The sequence below is a fragment of the Rhodoglobus sp. G.S.23 genome (genome assembly GCF_056675935.1).
The window spans coordinates 2,724,862-2,747,283 of the sequence record NZ_CM155237.1; the positions used below are offsets into that span (position 1 = coordinate 2,724,862).

6 protein-coding genes are annotated in these 22,422 nt (G+C 60.7%); 2 read left to right on the forward strand and 4 right to left on the reverse strand.

Annotated elements, in window-relative coordinates; genetic code table 11:
- Positions 1–83: 83 nt before the first annotated feature.
- Both AC1ENN_RS13325 and AC1ENN_RS13330 read left to right on the forward strand, forming a co-directional pair.
- Complete coding sequence (locus tag AC1ENN_RS13325; RefSeq protein WP_449648210.1) at positions 84–1,193, forward strand: M4 family metallopeptidase; 1,110 nt, start codon at positions 84–86, stop codon at positions 1,191–1,193.
- Positions 1,194–1,233: 40 nt separating this feature from the next.
- Positions 1,234–1,596 carry a protealysin inhibitor emfourin gene (locus AC1ENN_RS13330; protein ID WP_449647694.1) on the forward strand — a complete coding sequence of 121 codons (363 nt, stop codon included), beginning with the start codon at positions 1,234–1,236 and terminating at the stop codon, positions 1,594–1,596.
- Between the two features lie 19 nt (positions 1,597–1,615).
- Here AC1ENN_RS13330 and AC1ENN_RS13335 read toward each other — a convergent pair whose 3' ends face one another.
- The 4 genes from AC1ENN_RS13335 to AC1ENN_RS13350 form a co-directional block, all read right to left on the reverse strand.
- A complete protein-coding gene (locus AC1ENN_RS13335; RefSeq protein ID WP_449647695.1) occupies positions 1,616–2,863 on the reverse strand; it encodes an NAD(P)/FAD-dependent oxidoreductase in 1,248 nt (415 codons plus the stop codon).
- A gap of 77 nt (positions 2,864–2,940) precedes the next feature.
- Positions 2,941–3,576: a TrmH family RNA methyltransferase gene (locus tag AC1ENN_RS13340; protein WP_449647696.1), complete on the reverse strand. Its 636-nt coding sequence runs from the start codon at positions 3,574–3,576 to the stop codon at positions 2,941–2,943.
- A gap of 57 nt (positions 3,577–3,633) precedes the next feature.
- Entirely contained in the window at positions 3,634–4,086 is a 453-nt protein-coding gene (locus AC1ENN_RS13345) for a hypothetical protein (protein ID WP_449647697.1), read from the reverse strand.
- On the reverse strand, positions 4,083–22,319 hold the full coding sequence (locus tag AC1ENN_RS13350) for a DUF7507 domain-containing protein (protein WP_480406243.1): 18,237 nt from the start codon (positions 22,317–22,319) through the stop codon (positions 4,083–4,085). The genes AC1ENN_RS13345 and AC1ENN_RS13350 overlap by 4 nt, the downstream gene beginning before the upstream one ends.
- Between the last annotated feature and the right edge of the window lie 103 nt (positions 22,320–22,422).

Below are 22,422 nucleotides of genomic sequence, written 5' to 3' on the forward strand. Positions count from 1 at the left end.
ACCCTTGTGCAGGCCGATCTCGTAAATGGCTTAGTCAGTGTTGTCGGTGTTGTCGGTGTCGTCGGCCCGTGTCAGCATGGAGCATGTTCCGGATTACTCAGCACCACGTTTCGCCTGTTGCGCTTCCGCAACCCATCTGCTCGATCGTGCCCCCGTTCCTTCTGGCGCGGATCGCGACGCTGGAGGATCCCCGCTTCGAACGGGCCGCACACGCCGCACGGCGGTCGCTGACCGATGTCGTCCACGATCACCTCGACCATGGCCGCAGTCACAACGTGTTGCCCCGCAGGTCGCTGCGCCCAGGTGAGCCGAGCGTGCGTGGGCAGATCAGTCGTTCTCTCTACGACGCGCACGGTGCTGAAGCATTGCCCGGAACGTTAGTGCGCACCGAGGGTGAACCGGAGACCGACGATGCATCCGTCTCCGAGGCCTATGACGGTCTGGGCAGCACATTTGCCCTCTTTTGGGAAGTGTTCGCGCGTGACTCGATCAACGATCGCTCTGCCCCACTTGAAGCTACCGTGCACTACGGAAATCGCTACGACAACGCGTTCTGGGATGGCACACGCATGGTGTTCGGCGACGGCGACGGCGAGATCTTCGATGGATTTACACGCTCGCTCAGCGTGATCGGCCACGAACTCGCCCACGGCGTGACCGAATACACGGCCGGCCTGATCTACCAAGGCCAGAGCGGCGCACTCAATGAACACCTGTCCGATGTGTTCGGATCATTAGTCGAGCAGCATGCTCGCGGCCAGAACGCAGCAACTGCATCTTGGCTTGTCGGAGAAGGCATCTTCACCGAACAAGTCGAAGGAAACGCGCTGCGCTCGCTGAAAGCACCCGGAACGGCCTATGACGACGATGTGCTCGGAAAAGACCCGCAGCCCGACCATCTAGATGGCTACATCGAAACTCTCGACGACAACGGTGGCGTGCACCTGAACTCAGGCATTCCCAATCGGGCGTTCTGGAGCGTCGCCAATACCCTGGGCGGCAATGCGTGGGAACGCGCGGGGCAGATCTGGTACGACACCCTCACCGGCAACTCCCTTACGCCCCGCAGTAACTTCGCCGAATTCGCGGCAGCAACAGTCGAGACAACTGTGGCACGATACGGGTTCAGCTCCCCTGAGCACGAAGCTGTCGTCGGCGGCTGGGCTCTGGTCGGCATCACCACCGACGAATAAGCACTGTCAAATAAGCGCGGGCGCGGGATAGCATGCACGTGTGAAGGTTCAGGTGTGGCGCAGCGGAGGCCTACTCGGTCGACGCATCGAATGGGATGTCATTGTCGACGAACAACCCGATCCCGAACAGTGGTACCTCCTCATTGCCGAGCTGCCCTGGGAGAAGCGAGTAACGACAAACCCGATGCCGGATCGGTACACGTACGAGATCCACTGCGATCCGCACGAAGTCGTCATCCCCGAGCAAGACCTAGTTGGCCCGTGGCGCGAACTAGTTGACCGCGTGCGCGAGGCCAACGCGCAGTCCGAAGTGCGCCCCGACGCCGCACAGCAACCCAGCCCTGTCGACCACGTCCGCGAGCCGAATCATAACCAACACGACGCACTCGACGGCGAGCGCTAACCTCGCACGTCAGCGATTGCTAGCGCAGCGGGTCGAAGGAAGTGAGCAGGGGATGCTCGCCATTGCCGGTGATGGAATCTGCGAGCATCCGCCCGGTTAGGGGACCAAGGGCAATGCCCCACATGCCGTGCCCGCCAGCAACATGAACGCGCGGCGAACGTGTGCGACCAACCAGCGGAAGCCCGTCGGCGGTGCAGGGTCGTGAGCCGACCCATTCTTCTTCGCGCGCTTCCCAGTCCACGCCGTCAAACATGGGGCTTGCTGCGTTCACGATGGTTTGGATACGGCGAGGGTCTGCTGGAGCGTCGGGGCGACGGAACTCCATCATGCCTCCCACTCGCAGTCGGTCGCCAAGCGGGGTGCAAGCAACACGCTGCGCGGCCAAGTAGATGGGGTGCGTCGGGATCACCGGCGGTTTCACGCTGAAGCTGTAACCCCGACCGGCCTGAATGACTTGCCGCACCCCAAATTGGCGGGCGAGCGACGAAAGCCACGTTCCGGTCGCGATGACCAGCTGGTCGCCCTTCACAGAGTCTTGGCCCTCAACATCAACGACGACACCCTCGGTACCAAGATCGCGCACGCCGGTAACGTTGGCGCCCTCAATGATTCGAGCGCCTCTGGCCCGAACGGATGCCGCGAGCACCTGCATGAACTGGGGCGGGTTGATGAAACGTTGGCCTTCAATGCGCAGCCCATGAGTCACGAGGCCCGAGATGCTCGGCTCGATTTCGCGCAACTCGTCGCCGGTAATTTTCTGGAAGCTGACGTGGCCTCCACGTGCGGCGACTTCGTCGAACTCGTGCACGATTGTTTGCTGGTCGCGTTCGTTGACAAATGCTGCGAGAAACGGGTCAGCTTGGGTAAGCGAGGCCGCGACGCCTCCGTCTTCCATACGGTCGAAGGAATCAAGCCCCCACTTGTTGATCTCAGCAAACGTCGCCATGTTCTTGCGCCACGCGCCAGGGAGTGAGTGACGGGCGAAGCCCGCGAGAAAACGCAGCAGGGTGGCATTGGCGGCAAGCGGAACGTACACCGGCGAGGAGGGGCTAACAATCGCCTTCACTCCGAAACGGAATATCGACGGCTCTGGCAACGGCAAGGTGAGCGCGGGAGCGATCCACCCGGCGTTGCCCCACGATGATCCGGCAGCAATGCCCGTGCGATCAAGAACTGTAACGTCAACACCGCGTTCTTGAAGGAACCAGGCGGTGCAGAGCCCGACCATTCCGGCACCAATAATCGTGACACGGGTGGGTTGCGACATGGCTCACTCCTCATCGGGTCGAACCTTCAGACTAACCCTCGCCGCGTTACCGGCGCGTTTCCGCCGCCGCCAGAGTCCTACTTCGAGAAGCTGACGTGCTGGGTGATCCAGTTGTGCATCGCAACGGCAGCCGCGGCTGAAGCGTTGATCGATCGGGTGGAACCGAACTGGCTGATCTCCACGACATCCGTCGCTGCTTCGATGGCTTCGGGCGACAAGCCCGGGCCCTCTTGGCCGAAGAGCAGCACGCAGCGTTTGGGCATATCGAAGGTTTCGATGATGACGCTGCCGGGCACGTTGTCGATCGCGATGATCGGCAGATCGTTGGCTTCAGTCCACTCCACGAAGGCTGCGACATCCGGATGATGCAACACGTGCTGGTAGCGGTCAGTGACCATGGCGCCGCGTTTGTTCCAGCGCCGCCGCCCAATGATGTGCACGGTGTCGGCACCGAACGCATTCGCACTGCGCACGATGGAGCCGATGTTCATGTCGTGCTGCCAGTTTTCGATAGCGACGTGGAATGGATGACGCGTCACATCAAGATCGGCAACGATCGCTTCCATATTCCAGTAGCGATACCGGTCAATAACATTGCGGCTATCGCCACGCGCCAGAAGTTCAGGATCAAAGTGGGGATCGGTGGGAAATTCGCCCCGCCACGGCCCCACCCCGTTGGTCGACAGCTCGACGCTGGGGTTCGGTTCAGTCACCGTTCCACGATACTCGCCGTGAGCCCAGCCCCGGTACCGCGTTCGCGCTGACGCAGGCTAGCCTTCGTAGCGCTCGACCCGCAGTACACAGCTGAGCTCATCTTCGGCGACAGGAATTGTGGTGCTCCACTCGGTGGTGGCCCCAGGCTCGGTGGCTTCAACATCCACCTGAGTGAGCGCGCGGGTGTCGTTTGCCCCATTGAGCAGCGAAACGTAGATGCGGTACGTGACGCTGGCCGCCGTTGAGTTGGTTACGTTGCCGGACACGGTCCATTCGTCGCCAGCCCGCTTGCATTCGTCAACCGTGGAGTCTGCGAGCGCTCCCTGCAGGTTCTCGCCGGTTCCCGGAGCATCCGTGATGTCGGTGATACCTGGGGTCTGTTCTGCCGCGGCTGAACTCTCGGTGGGCTCGGGTTGAGCATCCGTTCCGTTGTTGGTGCAGCCAGCGAGCGCGAGTGCGAGAATCGCCACAGGTATGGCGGTGGCTGTCAGTCGTGTGCGGAGGTTCATGATGTTTCCTGTCGTTGTCTTCTGCGTGCGAGCAGGATCAGTGCGAGGCCGGCGAGCAGTGCGCCGAGCCCGGTGGCGAGCGTTCCTCGCGGATCTGACCCAGTGTAAGAGAGCGCCTTGGTAGGTAGCTGCAAACTTGTTTGCGCTGTAGCGAATACCGGATCACCCGAGTTGATCTCGGTGCTTGTGACAGTGGCTGTCTCATAGAGCATCGTTCCGGCATCACTTTCGCGGATGACATACGTTGCCGTTGCCGTGATCGATTCGCCAAGCGCGAGCTGACCGATGCCGCCAGGCCAGACGCCGTAGCGCATCGCTGAGAGCCCCAAGCGCGGGTCAGCAATCGTGACGTTGCTCAGCGGCAGCGTTCCGGTATTCGTCGCGACATACGTAAACGTCACAATGTCTCCCGGGAAGCCCTTCTGCCCTGCTCCGAGCGCACCAGACAGCCGCAGTGCGATGCTCGGGAGGTTGGGGATTGCCAAAGTGTTCGTTGCCGATTCCGGAGCGATGGGGCCCGACGGTGCGTTCGCGTTCACGATTGCTTCGTTCGCGGTCTGCTCGGCATCCACATCGCTCTGAGTGATGACGTAGGTTGCTGTCGCGACGAGCTTCTGCCCTGGGGCAAGTTCGCCAGCGGTGCCCGGCCAGGTGTAGTTGAGAGCCGAGAGGCCCACCTTGATGTCGGCAATCGCCACAGAAGTGATGGTCACGTTTCCGGTGTTCACGACTTCGATGCGGTAGTTCACTGTTGCGCCCTGCTGAGCGAAGGTCGCGAAGGAACTCGTCTTCGCAATCGTCATCGACGGGTTCTCCGCAATCGGGGTCGAGCCGGGAGTCGAGTCGATCACGACAGACCCAACAACGGGCGTGCCAGAAGTTGAGGCGTCAGAACTAATCGAGCCGGCATCCACATCATCTTGAGTGAGCACATAGGTGGCTGTCGCAGTCGCGATCTGGCCAGGAGCGAGAACGCCCGGTGTTCCCGGCCACGTGATCGTCACCGAACTCAGATCGATCTGGTCATCGACGATCGTCACACCATTCAGGGTGACATCGCCAGTGTTTGTCACTTCGAAGTTGAACGTCACAGTGTCCCCAGCGCGACCGGTTGCCGCAGCAGCGAGCGCCTGAGTTTTCGTGATCTGGATGCTGGGAGCACCCGAAGCAGTCGGCGTCACGACAGTATTTGACGCGCTGCTCACTGCCCCGCCGCCCGGGTTCGTGCCTGCGACAGTTGCCGTGTTGGACGCCGAACCGGCATCAAACTCAGCCTGCGTCACTGGATAGCTTGCCGTCGCCGTGACCGACTGGCCCGGAGCCAAAACACCAACAGCGGCAGGCCACGTGCCATACACAACAGCGGTAGTGCCGACCTTGGGATCCGAAACAGTCACACCACTAATAGTGGTTTCGCCATCGTTGAGCACCGTAAACGTGTAGTCGATCCACGAGCCAACAACCACGGGGTTACCGGGATCGCGAACCGAACCAACCTTGCCAATATCCAAACTTGAGATTGCCGCGACGAGAGGAACAACAGTCACTGCCGAATCGGCGTCTACCGCTGTCGCGGCGGGAGAGTTGCCCTCGCCGGTCGCGACATTGCGTACTTCACCAGCGTCGACATCCGCTTGATCAACGAGTCGAGTAGCCGTGACGGTGACGCTTTCACCTGGTGCAAGAACGCCGGGCGTTGCCGGGGTTGGCCACGTATAAACGAAGTTCGTCAGACCCGGAATCGTGTTCGAGAGCGTAACGCCGTCGAGCGTCACGTTTCCGTTGTTAGCGATACGGAAGCTGTAATTCATACCGTCGCCAAGCACCCCGGCTGATCCGAGAGCGAGCGCGGCGGTGTGGGTGGTCACGATCGACGGCTCAGCCAACTCAGTCGGGTTCTCGACGGTGTTCGAAACGCCAGTCACCTCGGTGCCATCTGGCGAAGTACCGATGGCTTTAGCGGTGTTGAAAACAGTTCCGTCATCAACGTTCTGCTGGGTAACCGTGTAAATAACAGATCCAACCGCCTCTTCTCCCGGGCCGAGAATACCGGTGGCCGAGGGGAACGTGAGGTCGGAGGGCACAACGTCGATAAGCGGATCAATCACGCCGACCAGTCGCAGCGTCACGTTGCCCGTGTTCTTCACAATGAAGCTGTAGGTGATTTCTGAACCCACTCCGCCAGAACCCGACGTCATCACGCCCGACTTCTGAGCCGTAATGCTGGGGTTGGCTGACTCCGTCAGTTCGCGATCAACGCTCGAGTTAGCTGTGACAGCCTCAAGCTGCGGAGTCTCGCCACGAACGGAGGCCGTGTTATCTACGTAGCCGCGGTCAACATCATCCTGTTCGAGAATGTAGGTTGCACTCGCTGTGGCGGTCTGCCCTGGAGCGAGCACGCCGCTGTTTGCGGGCCAGACGATCGAATTGATCGAAACGTTGTCGATACTGTCGCTGATCGTGACCGACCGCAGAGTCACGTTTCCCGTGTTCGTCACCACGATTGTGTAGTTGACCGTGTCGCCAGGACCGTTTTCACCCGCGACTGCGAGCTCGCTGGATTTGCTCACTGTGAGCAACCCATTCGCCGCCAAGGTGACAGTGGCTGGTGCGCTCGCAATTGCGGCGGCTCCCACTGCGGGGGTTCCTTCTCCGGTGACAACACTGGAGACAGCTCCTGCATCAATGTCGACCTGCGTCAGCGGTTGAACGCGCACAGCGGTCACCGTCTGGCCGGGGGTCAGTACGCCAACTTCGCCTGGCCACGTGTAGTCGCCAGCCGGGAGTGAATCAATGAAGTCGCTCAACTCCACACCAGAAAGCGTGACGTTGCTGTTGTTGGTAAAGCTGTAGTTCCACGTAACGGTGTCGCCGGCGACCGCTGGTCCGGCATTGGTCAAGGCACCAGAGTTCGTGACGGCAACGACAACGTTGGGTTCCTCAGTGGGAACCTGCGCCGTGTTGGACACGGCAGAAACGGGGTCGCCGCGAACCGGAGTCGCATCGACGTTCGCTGTGTTCTGCACAAATCCACGGTCGACATCCGACTGACGGATGTCGTAGCTGGCGGTCGCCACAACGGTCTCGTTGGGTGCAAGGGTTTCTGTCGTATTGTCGACCGGCCACTGCACGACTGGAGTTGTCATCCCCGGCAACGGATCGGTGACGATGATTGACCCGATCGTCACATTTCCGGTATTGCGAATCTCGAACTCGAAGTTGACGGTGTCGCCAAGGCCTTCTTCGCCGACGGTGGCGACGGCCCCCGTCTTCACGATCGTGACGCTGGGTTGCGGCTGGACTGTGTAAACAATGACCTGGTTGGAGGTCGCCGCAACGTCGCTATCATTCGGGTCGGTTGCTCCGACATCCGCGATGTTGGCAATGTAACCGAGGTCAACGTCAGCCTGAGTGAGCTGAACGGATGCTTCACCGATCACCATTTCACCGGGTCGCACAACGCCTGGCTCTGCAGGGTTCGGCCACGTGATTACGGGAACACTGAGTCCCGGCAATGGGTCACGCAGCTCGCCATCGTGCAATGTGACGTTGCCGATGTTGATGACCTCAAGGCGGAAATCAACCCAGTCACCTACAAGACCGATACCGCCGGCGCGCAGCTGGCCGAACTTGAGAGCCTCAAGCTCACCTGCGGCAATGATCGGAACGGTTGCGGGGGCCGTCTCGCTGAAGACAACGCCGGATGGCGGAGTAGCGTCACCGCGCACGGTGTTGATTACCGAGCCAGAATCGATGTCAGCTTGAGTCAAAGCGTAGGTGGCCGTTGCCCTAACAGTCTGGCCGGGCTCAAGGGTGCCCTCCGTCGCGGTTGGCCACGAGTAGGTCAGCGCCGAGACTCCCGTGAGGCCGTCAACCAGCTCAACAGCAGTCAACGTTTGGTTTCCGTTGTTGGTCAGCGAGAAGGTGAACTCGACGAGGTCGCCTTCGAATCCCGTCGAACCTGGAGCTAGTGCTCCGCTCTTTGTGACGAGGATGTCGGCAGCTGCAGCATCCGTCGGCGTTGATTCTTCCGCGGTGTTGCTCGGTACCGGCACGTCAGTCGGGGAGGTTCCATTGGCGATTGCCGAGTTGTCGACGTGGCCAACGTTTACGTCAGCCTGCGTAATGGCGTAGGTCGCCGTTGCCGTAGCCGTCTCTGTTGGAGCAAGAACACCGTTAGCGCCTGGCCAGTTCACAACGGGTGTGCTGAGCCCGGGCAATGGGTCAGTGATGACGATGCCGTCAACGGTGACGTTTCCGTCATTCGTTACGACGAAGGTGTAGGTGATGATGTCGCCGACAGCCGCCGTTGCGCCAGTGCTTCCCGTCTTCGTCAGAGTGAGCACGGGAGCTGAGGGCGCGACAGTTGTCTCGGTGACTGTCGTGCCCACAGTGATCGTGTCGCCGATGGGGGGCTTTCCGCTTGCGGTAGCGACGTTCGACACGGTGCCACGGTCCACGTCACTCTGCGTGATCGTGTAATCAGCGGTTGCCGTAACCGTCTCGCCCGGTTGCAGCTCTCCGGGTGTTCCTGGCCACGTGAATACGGGATTGCTTACTCCAACAAGGGCATCAACGAGGTCGACAAGCGTAAGCGTGACGTTACCGGTGTTGGTGATTCCGAAGTTGTAGTCGATCGTGTCGCCGGCATTGCCTGCGCCATCAACGGTTCCGGCCTTGGTTACGGCCATGCCCGCTTGGGGAGCAAGAACGACGGATGCCGTTGCCGGGTCACTAACGGAATCGCCTCGTGGGGGCGTGCCAGTTCCGGTCGCAGTGTTCGCGACTGTTCCGGCATCGATCTGTTCCTGTGTGAGAGCGGAGGTTGCCGTCGCTGTAACTGATTCACCGGGAGCGAGTTCCCCCGAGGTTGCTGGCCAGGTGTAGGTCAATGCCGATATCCCGGGAAGGGTATCTACGATTTCTACACCGGTGAGCGACACGTTTCCCGTATTGGTTAGTTCGAATGACCAGTTAACGGTGTCGCCCTCATCCGCGCGAGCTGGGTCAGCGAGGACGCCGCTCTTGGTGAGGTCAACGACGGCGCGAATTGATTCGGTGGGAACCGTGTTTGCTTCGGAATCATCCGTGACAGCGGTGTCGTGGGGGTCAATGCCATCGGCGGTGGCGATATTCACCACGGCACCAGCATCCACATCGTCTTGAGTAACAAGGTAGGTAGCGGTAGCTGTTGCGACTTCACCCGGAGCAAGAACGCCAGGCGTCGTCGGCGTTGGCCACGTAATAGTGATCGCCGAGAGGTTCGGCAGCGGGTCGCTCAGCGTGACGGTGTTGAGTGTGACGTTTCCCGAGTTGAGAATCTCGAACGTGTAGTCGATCGTGTCGCCCTCATCGCCAGAACCGCGCGGGTCTCCCGCCTTGGTCACGGTGATGTTCGGAGCAGGCAACACCATCGGCACAATAACTTCGTTGGACGCTTCGACAATGAGCGCACCCTTGGGTGTCTCTGCTGACATGTCTGCGGTGTTGGGGATGTAGCCGAGGTCGACATCCGCCTGAGTGATCACGTACGTCGCAACCCCAACAACGGATTCGCCAACCGGGATTACCCCTGGCCTGTTCTCATCCGGCCAAGTAATAACCGGCACCGACAATCCGGGAAGAGGATCGAGCAGCTTGCCATCGTAGAGCGTGACGTTTCCGTCGTTCTTGACGGTGAGCGTGTATTGAACGGTGTCACCAACAGCGCCAATACCGCCGTTCAAGATGATGCCCTCCTTGAAGGGGGTCAGAACGGGGACGGGCGTGATCGTGACAGTCTCGTCGGCGGTATCGCCCACCGTGCTCGTGTCGGGCGCGGTGCCAGCGGCGGTAACCGTGTTGTCGACCTGCCCTGCATCTACATCGGCTTGGGTGAGGGAGTACGTCGCAACGGCCGTGGCGCTCTGGCCTGGAGCAAGGGTGCCATCAGTGGCTGTCGGCCACGTGTAGGTGAGCGCGCTGAGATTGGGCAGCAGGTCGGTCAGTGTTACCGCGGTCAACGTCACGTTTCCGGCATTGCGCACGGTGAACGAGTAGTCAACGATGTCGTCGGCGAAACCTATTGCTCCCGCTTCAAGCGCTCCATTCTTAGTGACAACAATGGTGGGAGTCGAAGCATCGGTCGGAACGTCGACGGGACCAACGGCATCATTCACCGCGCCGATCGGCGAGGTGGCATCGACTTCTGCAGTGTTTCGTACGAATCCACGGTCAAGGTCGGGCTGGGTAATTGCAAACCATGCTGTCGCTGTTGCGATTGCGGCAGGAGCCAGCTCACCAGCGGTTCCGGGCCACGAGTAAACGATTGTCGTCAAGCCATCAAGCGGGTCGTAAATTGCGACATCCGACAGGGTGGTGTTTCCCGTGTTCTCAATCGTGAAATCGAATCTCACCAGATCGCCAAGCGATGCGCCGTCTGGGGTGGAGCCAACCTTGTCGATCGTTGCCGATGACGTGCGTTCCACTGTCGGGTTGGTCGCCGCGTCAGAGAATTCGAAGTACCAGTCTCCGTCTGGTGTTGCCCCAAGCGCCTGAGCGGTGTTGGTGACCGTGCCCGCGTCGACATCGTCTTGAGTGATCGTGTAGTTCGCGGTGGCGGTAGCAACCTCGCCAGGAGCGAGCACTCCTTCAGCGCCGGGCCAGGTAATCACTGGCGTGCTCACGCCAGCCAGGGAATCAAGCAGAACAACACCCGACAGTGTGACGTTGCCAGAGTTCGCAATCGAGAATGAGTAGTCAATGACGTCGCCAACATTGCCTAGCTGGGCACCGAGCGATCCGCTCTTAGTCACGGTAAAGTTTGGCGCCGGAGTGAGGGGCAGGGTCGCCGATGCAGGTTCAGTCACGGCGGAACCCGCTGGCGGAAGCCCCGAAGCGTTCACGCTGTTCGCGATCGCCCCAGCATCAATGTCACTCTGAAGAAGCGTGTACGTTGCGGTTGCCGTAACTTCGTCGCCGGGGTTGAGCAGACCGGTCGTGCCACTCGGCCACGTTCCGAAGGTCAGCGCCGAGAGGCCAGGGAGCTGGTCGACGATGCCGACGGATGTCAGAGAGACGTTTCCATCGTTCGTCACGGTGAAGCTGTAGTTGACGGTGTCGCCCGCGACTCCGGTAGCGCCAACAGCTAGTGCCGCACTTTTCGTGGCGCTGAGCGATGAATTCGGAGCGACGACCGCTGTCACTACCTCAGGGGAGCTGCCAGAGACTGGCGTGTCTTGCGCACCCGTTCCGCTAGCCGTCGCAGTGTTGCTGACGTCTCCGTTGTTTACGTCATCTTGAGTGATGATGTAGGTCGCGGTGGCCGTGACGCTCTCCGTTGGTGCGAGGGTGCGAGTGGTGTTTGCGGCATCCCAATTGACGGTGAGGTCGGTGAGGCCTGGCAGCGGGTCGGTGAGGGTGATTCCCGAGACGCTGATGTTGCCGTTGTTGGTGATCGTGAACGAGTAGGCGATTTCGTCGCCAAGCTCTCCGGAGCCACCGACCACTGCCGTCTTGTCGACGGTAAGGATAGGAGCGGGACGAACCGTCGGGATTATGACCGTGTTTGTGGTCGCGGGGACAACAACGTTGTTCGGGGTCAGGGCCTGAACACGCGCGGTGTTGTCGCGGTAGCCACGGTCCACATCTTCCTGAGTGAGAGCATAGGACGCGGTTCCCGTTACGGACTCGCCTACCTTCAGAACGCCGGGTTCTGCTGGATTCGGCCACGTAATGACGGGAGGGGTAATGCCGGGAAGCGGGTCAAGCAACTTGCCGTCGTGGAGCGTGACGTTACCCGTGTTCGTGGCGATGAGAGTGTAGTCAATGATGTCTCCGACTTGACCGATTCCGCCACTTCGGAGTTCGCCGAACTTGGTGGCGCTCAGGCTCGCGTTTGGCTCAACGATGACCGTCGCAGCGACCTCGGCGCCATCGACATCCCCGGCGTCAGGATCGAGAGCAGACGGCGTCACCAGGTTGACAACCGATCCGGAGTCAACGTCGCTCTGCTTCAGAATGTACGTTGCTACGGCAGTGGCGGTAGCACCGGGAGCAAGCTCGCCGGCGGTCGCGGTCGGCCACGTATAGGCAATAGCGGAGAGACCAACAAGCGGGTCAGTCAAGGTAACACCGGTCAGCGTGACGTTGCCATCGTTGGTGATCGTGAACGAGAACTCAACAGTGTCGCCGGCGTCGCCCTCTGAACCAGATTCCAGCGCTCCGGTCTTCGTTGCCGAGATGGCAGCGGACTGCAGGACGAGTGGCGTGACCGCGGCGGGCGAGTCATCAGTGACAGCGGCATTATCGCGAGCAGATACAGCATCGCCGGTAGCGACGTTACTCACGGAGCCAGCGTCAACATCCGCCTGGGTAATCGTGTAATTCGCGGTCGCCGAAACAGAATCAGTCGGGGCGAGTTCGCCAGCAACGCCGGATGGCCATTCGCCGTACACGAGGTCGCTGAGCCCTGCGAGAGTGTCGGTGATCGCGGCATCCGTCACGGTGACGTTTCCGCCGTTAGTGAGGGTGATCGTGTAACTGATCGTGTCGCCAACGTTGCCTGCCCCGTTGAGCACAGCGTCCTTCGTCGTGACGAGGAGGGGTGCTGAAGCTTCCGTCGTGACCGTGACGGTGTTGGAGTCTTCGTCGAGAATCGCGCCAGCAGGGGTGGAGGCGAGCACACTGGAGTCGTTGTCGACGGACCCGCGGTCGATGTCCCCCTGCGTGAGGTTATAGGTAGCGGTGGCCGTAACGGTCTGATTCGGAGCGAGCGTGCCGACAGTGCCGCTCTCCCACGTGCCGTAGCTGATTGTCGAGACTCCATCGAGCGGATCGATGATGCTGATCGAGCTCAGCGTGACGTTTCCCGTGTTGGTCACGGTGAATGTGAACCCCACAGTGTCGCCCTCACCGCGAGCTGCGGGAGTCGCGTTCTCCGACTTCACAATCGTGATGGCCGGAGCAGGCACGAGCGGCACTGTTGCCGCGGTCGTGGCCCGGGCTACTGCACCACGGGACGGAGTTCCGGATGCCGTTACCGAGTTCACAACAGAACCGGAGTCCACATCGGTTTGGGTGACGACGTAGCCGTCTGCTGTTGCCAAGACAGAGTCACCCGGGTTCAACTGACCGGAGATTCCACTGGGGAACGCGCCAAAGACCGGAGTAACCCCCGCGAGAGCATCGTTGAGGGTCACGCCACTGAGCGTGACGTTTCCCGTGTTAGTAACTGTGAACGACCAGTCGATCAGGTCGTCAGCTTTACTGGCGGCAGTGCCCGACTTTGTCACGGAGATGGCTGGGGCTGCAGCTTCTGTCTGAGTCGTTACTGATGAGACCGGGCTTTCAACCGGGACTGCGGGATCTGCCGTGGTCTGACCGACAGCTTTGGCAGTGTTCGTTACTGAGCCGGCATCCACATCGGCTTGAGTGATCGCATAGTCGACCGCTACTGACGTTGTGTCTCCAGGGTCGAGAGTCGTCAGCGGAAGCGCTGGCGTAAGAGCGCCAAGCATGGGGTCGTTGAGTACGGTGTTCTCGATAGTGACGTTTCCCGTATTCGTCACAACGAATGAGTAGGTGATCGTTGAGCCAACTATGGCGGGGTTAGGTACCGCGCTAGTCGTCTTGACAACCTTGAGCTCAGGTCGGCTTGCACCGGTAGCGACTACGACATCACCCGAACTGTCAGAGATTTGTGGGGCCCCATTTGGCGGGCTTGCTGTGACCGAAGCTTCGTTGGTCACGCTGCCAAAGTTGACGTCATCCTGCAAAATTGTGTACTTCGCGACCACGTCCGCCGTCTGGCCTGGTGCAAGAGTGTTTGGCGTTCCTGGCCAAGTGAAGATCGGCTCTGACAGCCCAGGAAGGCTATCGATGAGCGTGACAACACTCAAGGTCTGATTTCCCGTGTTGCGAATTGTCATCGTGAAGGTAATTTCATCGCCGGCTTGACCGGTGCCTCCAACCGTCGCTGTCTTCTCAACGTCAATCCGTGGGGCAGCTGTTATCGCCACGGTCTCCGGATCTGTGAGAGTGAACTCGGTACCCGACGGGGGTGTGGCCGCGAGCGTCGCTTCGTTGGCAACGCTTCCGGCATCAACATCCGATTGCTTGACCGTGTAGTTTGCGGTTGCGGTGACGGTCTGTCCGGGCGCGAGCGTGCCATCGGCACCTGGCCACGTGTAAGTGATCGCTCCGAGGCCAGTCAAAGGATCCGTAACCAGCACACCCGTGAGCGTCACGTTTCCTGTGTTCTTGGCCGTAAACGTGTACCGAATCGTGTCGCCAGCGACGCCCACCGAGCCGGGAGCAAGCGCACCGGTCTTCGCGAACGTCGCAAGCGGATTTGCAGCAACTGTCGGAGTAACGACTTCATCAGACGGGTCAGTGATGACTCCGGCGGAGGGTGAAGTGCCCTGGCCTGTTGCCGTGTTCGTTACCGACCCAGTGTTCACGTCGGACTGCTTGATCGTGTACTTCGCCGTCGCAACAACCTGCGTGCTCGGCTGCAGCGTTCCTGTGACGCCACCCGGCCAAGTACCGTAGGTCAGCGCGCTCAAACCCGAGAGCGGGTCGCTCGCCGAGACCGAGGTGAGCGTCGTGTTTCCCGTGTTGCGCACGGTGATCGTGTAGGTGATGACGTCGCCGACAGCACCCGCTCCTGCAACGCTCGACGATTTTGTTGTCAGGATGCCCGGGGCTCTGGTTGCCGTCGGAGTCGATACCGCAGCCGATGAGGCTGTCGTGTTCGCGCCAGTTGGCGACGTGCCCGAGACGGATGCCGTGTTATTTACGACCCCAGCGTTCTGGTCGGTCTGACGGATCACATAGTCAGCGGTTGCTGTGATGATTTGGCCCGGTGCTAGGCGGCCAACAGTGCCGCTCGTCCAGGTGCCGTAGGTCAGTGCGCTAAGTCCGGGGCGCGGATCAGCAATGATGACATTGGTGAGCGTGACATTACCGGTGTTTTGCGCCGTGAAGGTGTAGCGAATCGTGTCGCCAACGACACCAGTTCCTGGGGAAACGATGGCGGCGGTCTTGTCGAGCGTGATGCTCGCGTTAGAAGCAAGAGCAAGGGTTGCCGGAGCTGTCGCCGTCGCGGGTGATCCGCGCGGCGGGGTTCCCGCACCGTTCGCCGTATTCGATACAGCGCCGGCGTCTATATCAGCCTGTTTGAGAACGTACGTGGCCGTGGCCGAGACGCTCTGGCCCGGAGCCAACGTACCGGCCGTCGACGGCCACGTGCCATAGCTGACAGCAGAAATGTTGGGCAGGGTGTCGGTGACAGATACGGAGGTGAGCGTCACGTTTCCCGAGTTCGTCAGCGTGATGCTCCACGTCACAATGTCTCCCGCAACGCCCTGCGCGCCGGGCGCGAGTGCGCCAGACTTTGTCACAGCGATTTTCGGTGTTGAGGTGATGGTCGGGGTGACGAGCTGCGACGACGGCGTCGTCACGACGGCGCCGGTGGGAGGCGTTCCCGAGGCGGTCGCAATGTTCTTGATCGAGCCGGCGTCGACATCCGCCTGACTGATTGTGTAGGTGGCGGTTCCGGTGACGGTTCCGTTCGGGTTCAGCTGGCCAGAGACGCCACCTGACCACACGTAGGTGGGTGTCGAGAGTCCGGGCAGGGGGTCGGTGAGAGTGACACCGGTGAGGGTGACGTTACCGGTATTGCGCGCGGTGAAGGTGTAAGTGATCGTGTCGCCGATCGCACCGGTTCCGGTGCCACCAACAACGGCGCTCTTGGTTGTTTCCAGAGCGGGAGATGAAGCAACCGTCGGCACAACGGCTTCGGTCGAGGTGGCGGTCGCTACTGGTCCCGATGGCGGCGTACCGGATGCCGTGGCCGTGTTGCGCACCGATCCCGCGTTCACATCGGATTGCTTGATTGTGTACGTTGCGGTTGCCGTGACTTGGGTGTTCGGAGCGAGAGTGCCCGTTGTTCCGTCAGGCCACGTTCCGAAATTCACCGTGCCGAGGTCGGGCAGGGTGTCAGCGATTCCCACCGACGTCAGCGTGACGTTTCCGGTGTTCCGCACAACAAACGAGAAGGTGACGGTGTCGCCAACGCGCCCCGTTCCCGCGGTAACGGCACCCGATTTGGAGACGGTGAGTTTGGCGCTCGACACGAGCGGAACCGTGGCATTACTGGTGGCCCCTGCCGAACCGCCACGAGCACCAGTGCCTGTTGCACTAGCGGTGTTTGCGATTGATCCCGCATTAACATCAGCTTGCTTGACCGTGTACGTTGCCGTTGCCGTCACCTGGGTGCCCGGCGCCAGCGTTCCGGCCACACCAGAAGGCCACGTGCCGAAGGTTATCGTCGAAAGATCCGGAAGTGGGTCAGTTATCGCCGCACCCGTGATCGTCACGTTGCCCGTGTTGCGCAACACGAAGCTATAGGTGACGACTTCACCAGCGCGAGCCGTAGAACCCGAGGGCAGCGCGCCAGACTTCGCAAGCGAGAGGGTGGGAGCCGGGGTCGCGGTCGTTGTCACAACATCGTCGGAGTCGTCAGTGACGGGAGTGGCGCCAGGAGCTGTTGCGTCTGCTGTCGCACGGTTCGTGATCGAACCGGAGTCAACATCCGCCTGCTTCACCGTGTAGTTCGCGGTCGCCGTCGCGGATTGTCCTGGAGCCAAGCGCCCGGTGACTCCCGGCCACGTGATAACCGGAGTGGCGAGCCCAGCGAGAGAATCGGTCAGGGTAACGCTCGTGAGGGTCTGGTTTCCACTGTTATTGATCGTGATCGAGTACGTGATTACGTCGCCAACTTTGGCGCCAGCAGTCAGGTTTGCCGACTTCGTTGTGGTGAGCTGCGGTGCCGCTGCGGCAGTCGGAACAACCGCCGTAGAACTCGGTGAAGTGACCGTGGCATTTGTCGGAGTCTTACCCGACACTGTCGCCGTATTCGAAACAGTTCCCGCATCAACATCGGCCTGCTTGACCGTGTACGTTGCCGTTGCCGTCGCCGTCTGACCTGGTGCGATTCGACCGGCAACAGTCGTCGGCCACGTGTAAACCGGAGCCGAAAGACCAACGAGGGAGTCCGCAATCTCAACACTCGTCATCGTGACGTTGCCAGGGTTGGTGATGCTGAACGTGAAGGTCATCGTGCTGCCAACGCCACCCGTTCCTGACGTAACTGATCCAGCCTTCGCCACCGCGAGAGCGGCCTGTGAGGCGAGAGCGACAGCGGCAGGAGCAGTGGCTGACACTGCGGCACCGGTCGGAGGAGTACCAATCGTTGTCGCGGTGTTGGCGATTGAGCCAGCATCGACATCCGACTGCTTCACAACATAGGTCGCGGTGGCCGTGACCTGAGTATTCGGTTGTAGCGTACCGGCGGTTCCGCTCGGCCAACTGCCGAACGTGATCGCCGAGATACCGGAAAGCGGATCGGTTACTCCGACACCGGTCAGCGTCACATTGCCAGTATTACGAACGACAAAATCGTAGTTGACGGTATCGCCAGCTTTTCCTGTAGCGCCAACGGCAAGAGCGCCACTCTTCGTAAGAGTGATTGTGCGAATGGGCGCAACTGTCGGTGTCGTGACCTGAGGTGACGAACCAGATACGGTCGTGCCGCCATACGTGCCCTGTGAGGTCGCGGTGTTCTTGACCGAGCCAGCGTTAACATCCGACTGCTTGATTGTGTAGGTCGCGGTAGAAGTTACCTGCGTGCCGGGAGCGAGGGTTCCGGCAACTCCGCCTGGCCAAGTGCCATAAGTCACGGAAGATAGCCCGACCAGCGGATCGGTTACCCCAACGCCCGTCAGCGAGACGTTGCCAGTGTTCCGGGTGACGAACGTGTAAGTGATGACGTCACCGACTGCGCCGGTTCCCGAGACGCTCGCCGATTTGGTCGTGGTAACTGCCGGCGCTGCGGCAACAGTAGGAACAACGGCTTGCGACGACGTCGCCGAAATCGCAGCGCCGGTCGGAGGTGTTCCGGATGCCGTGGCCGTGTTTTTTACGGAACCAGCGTTCACATCGCCCTGCACGATTGTGTAGGTCGCCGTAGCGGTGACCTGCGTGTTCGGAGCAAGTGTGCCAGCGGTGCCACTCGGCCACGTGCCGAAGGTAACGGGCGACAAGCCAGCGAGAGTGTCAGTGATTCCCACGCTGGAAAGCGTCACGTTACCTGTGTTGCGCACAACGAACGAGAAGGTGACGGTGTCATTGACGGAGCCATTACCTGAGGTAACGGCACCAGACTTGGTGACGGTCAGCGCCGGTCCCGAGGTAATCGGCACAGTCGCTGGACTCGTGCTCGAAACGGCGGGGCCGGTGGGAGGTGTGCCTGATCCCGTTGCCGTGTTCGACACTGATCCAGCATCCACGTCCGTTTGTTTGAGCGTGTACGTAGCCGTCGCCGTAACCGACTCGCCCGGTTTCAATGTTCCGGTCACGCCAGACGGCCACGTTCCGTAGCTGAGAGCGGAGAGCCCGGGAAGGGTATCGGTCGCCGACACCGCAGTGAGGGTGACATTGCCGGAGTTGGTGAGCTTCACCGAGAAGTTGACGGTGTCGCCAGCTCGGCCCGTCGCTCCGGCAGCGAGCGCGCCCGACTTAACGGTCGTGATGACCGGGTTCGCCGAAACGGTCGGGACCGTCACTTCACTCGAGGGCTTAGACACGGTGATACCGGCGTGGGTTCCACTACCGGTTGCAATGTTTTTGACCGAGCCAGCATCCACATCAGACTGCTTGATCGTGTACGTCGCGACCGCCGTCACCGCTTGACCGGGAGCGAGAACGCCCGCGGCGCCAGGCCAGGTGTAGGTCAACGCCGAAAGCCCAACGTGCGGGTCAGCAATCGTTACGCCCGTGAGCGTCACGTTTCCATTGTTCTGAGCACGGAACGAATAGTTGATGACATCGCCAACGGCACCGATTCCGGCACCCGCGATGGCAGCAGATTTGGTGGTGTCAATGGCGCGGATTTGAGCGATCGTTGGCACAACCGACTGCGCTGACGGCTGCGTCGCTGTTGCGCCGCTCGGAGTCTTCGCGGTAGCGGTTGCCGTGTTCTTGACCGAACCAGCATCCACATCAGACTGCTTCACCGTGTAGCTTGCGGTACCGGTGGCAGTTTGACCGGGAGTGAGAACCCCTGCTGCTCCTGGCCAGGTTACGACGATCGGGCTAAGGCCAGACAAGGGGTCAGCGAGCACAACTTGGCTGAGCGTGACGTTTCCGTCGTTCTTGACACTGAAGGTGTAGGTAATTACTGAGCCGACAGCGCCAGTCCCGGTCGAGTAGGAGCCAGACTTGGTGACGAGCATCTTGGCGTCAGCCGTAATCGGCACAGTTGCCGGCGCAGTGCGAGTGACATCGGCACCGGTCGGCGGCGTGCCCTTCGCGGTCGCACTGTTAGCGATTGCTCCGGCATCAACATCCGACTGCTTCACCGTGTACGTTGCCGTGGCGGTTACTGACTGTCCCGGTGTAAGCGTTCCGACGGTGCCGCTCGGCCAGGTGCCATAGGTTATCGCTGAAAGGCCGGTTAGCGGGTCAGTGATTCCGGCATTCGTGAGCGTGACGTTTCCGGAGTTGGTCAGAACGAACGAGTAGTTGACGGTGCTGCCCGCCGTTGAACCGCCAACGAGGGTTCCTGTTTTCGACAGCGACACAGCCGGGGTGCGCGTCTGGAGTGCGGTATCCACTCGAGGGGACGCCGCGGTGACGACGGTGCCCGCCGGCGATGTTCCTGTGCTTGTAGCCGTGTTGCGCACGAGCCCGGCGTCAACGTCTTTCTGCAACACCGTGTAGGTCGCTGTTGCCGTCACGGTCTGGCCCGGAGCAAGCGTGCCTGCCGTTCCTGGCCACGTGTAGGTGAGCGCAGAGAGCCCAGCGAGCGGATCGGAGATCGAGACGCCGGTGAGCGTCACGTTTCCGGTGTTCTTCGCAGTGAAGCTGTAAGTGATGACGTCGCCGACCCCCTTGGGGTTCGGCACTGTGCCCGATTTAGTAGTTGTCAGCGCCGGGGCTGCTGGTGCAGTGGCGAGTGTCACTTCATTGCTGACGCCCGAAACAGCAACGTTCTTGGGGGTTCTTCCCGAGATGCTTGCCTGGTTGACGATTTTGCCCGCGTTCACATCGGACTGCTTCACGGTATAGGTGGCGGTCGCTGTCGCGGTCTGGCCGGGAGTGAGTCTTCCGGAAGTTCCGGGCCACGTGACCGCGATGGCGGAAAGTCCGGTGAGGGGGTCGGTGAGCGCTACGGACGTGAGGGTCACGTTTCCGGTGTTCTTCACGGAGAATGTGTAATTGACAGTGTCGCCAACATTGCCAACACCAGCGCCGGCATAGGTCGCCGTCTTCTTGGTTTCGAAGAGTGCGTTGACGGGGATGGGGGTCGTGCGATTCGCTGTCGAGGTCGGCTTCACGCCGCCATCCGCATCAGTTCCGGTGGCGGTGGCGGTGTTCGCGATGGAACCAGCATCCACATCGGCCTGGGTCAGGGTGTAGGTGGCCGTTCCTGTGGCCGAAGCTCCTGCGGCTAGTGCACCAGCGGTGCCGGTAGGCCACGTGTAGGTGATTGCCGAGAGGCCAGGCAGCGGGTCAGTGACCGCAACGGAAGTCAGCGGCGAATCGCCACTGTTGAGAATAGTGAAGGTGTAGTTGAGGGTGTCGCCAGCGCGACCGGTAGCGCCACCGGCAAGCGCGCTCGTCTTGGTCAGTGCGATTGCCGAGAGCAGCACGCGAGTGGAGTCGCTGCCCGTTGCCGTATTGCCACCAACAACAGTGCTCGCGGATGCGGTTGCCGTTGTGTCGTAGCTTGCTGCTGTTACCCCATTCGCAACACACGTGTAGGTGTATGACTCGAGTGGCTGCAACGTGACGCCCGTTAGCGTGCGCGCACAGTTCGTCTGATCATCAGCTACTGAAATGTTTTGTAGAACACCAACACCGGAGTTGGTGACCGTAATCGTGAATGTCGCCGTTTCCGTCGCAGTTCTGGACTGCTGATCGAGCGTTCCGTCGTATGTTTTTGAGACATTGATTCCAGCGCTTGGCACCGACAGGATCACGTTTCGAAGCAGATAGGAGTCACCGCTCGTGCTCATCCGAAGGTTGACTGACGTGTCACCCGCTTGAACGTTGGGCAGGCTGGCCGATGAGACATCCACGCTCTGGTTGGTGAATGGGCCCGCATCGGTGAGGCTTGTATAGCGGACGGAACCTTCTCCGCGTCCGATACCGATGTTGTTTGTATTGCCTGCGCTGTTCGTTATTTGGCTGTAGGCCGCGTTGCCGCGAGAGTACTCGGCGATGTCCCCACTGAGAATGCGGTCGCCTTCGAAGAGCGTGTAGCCTGCACGGGTTCCTGTGGTGATCGCGCTGAACCCGTTGAAGCCAACGGTGAGAGGCGCTTCGGCTGCAGTCAAGCGAACGTGGCCCTCGTAGAAAATAATGCGGTGAGGATTTGAGTTCGCGTTGTTAGGGATGTAGATGCCGTAGTCATAAACGACGGTGAGTGACCAGCCCGCGTAGCAACCGGCGCCCTGAGGGGTCCACAGGTCACCGGCAGAAATCGTGAGGGGCGCGCCCGTCGCTGCGTTTGCAAAAGCAGCAGTGACGTCGGCGCTGGCGCTGTAGTACAGCGATGACGGCGTACCCACAGGATCTTCAAGCACGCTCGCGGGTGCGACAGTCGTGACGGCGCCTGAGCCAACCTTCAGCTTTGCCGGTTGCGTACGATATCCCGTTGCTGAACCTGCGGGCATCGTCGCTGTTCCGCGACTGGCGTTCGTCGCTGCACAAGCCGTAACGGTCGTGTCGGTGTAAGCACCAGTGTTTGCGCTCCAACTCAGAAACGCCTTTTTGACCGACGCGCCACTAGGGATGGTTAGCGCGGCCGAGCTCGAGTTGGTGGTGAATCCAGAAATCGTGTTCGAGTTCTGCATGTAAAAGTTGTCGTTCGCCGTATTACTGTTGCCCCCGGAGGCAGAGTGTAGGTCTGCACACGTCCCGACCTGCGAAGCCGCATAGAGCGGTCGGTCGCAGGCAAGAACGCCGTTTCCCGCCATCAAGAAGTCACCGTTGACGGTGGTTTGATAATTAGGCGAAGTGCCGGCGTTGGTACCCCACTGCACGACGGCAGCTTCCGCGGGCGCCGAAGGCATCACGGTAAGAACGGAGGCCAGCAAACCAAAAGTGACGACAGCGGCCACGTTGCGCATCCAAGCGAACCGCGCGCGGCCGTGGGATCGCGTTACGCGAACACCGTTGTCGTGCACAGCTGTCTCCCCCGGGTAATTTGGCGATTTTGTGAGTCGTCACATCGTCGCCGGTTTGCCCTTCGGGTGAGCTAGTCACTTACAACCATAAACCGGAAGTTGA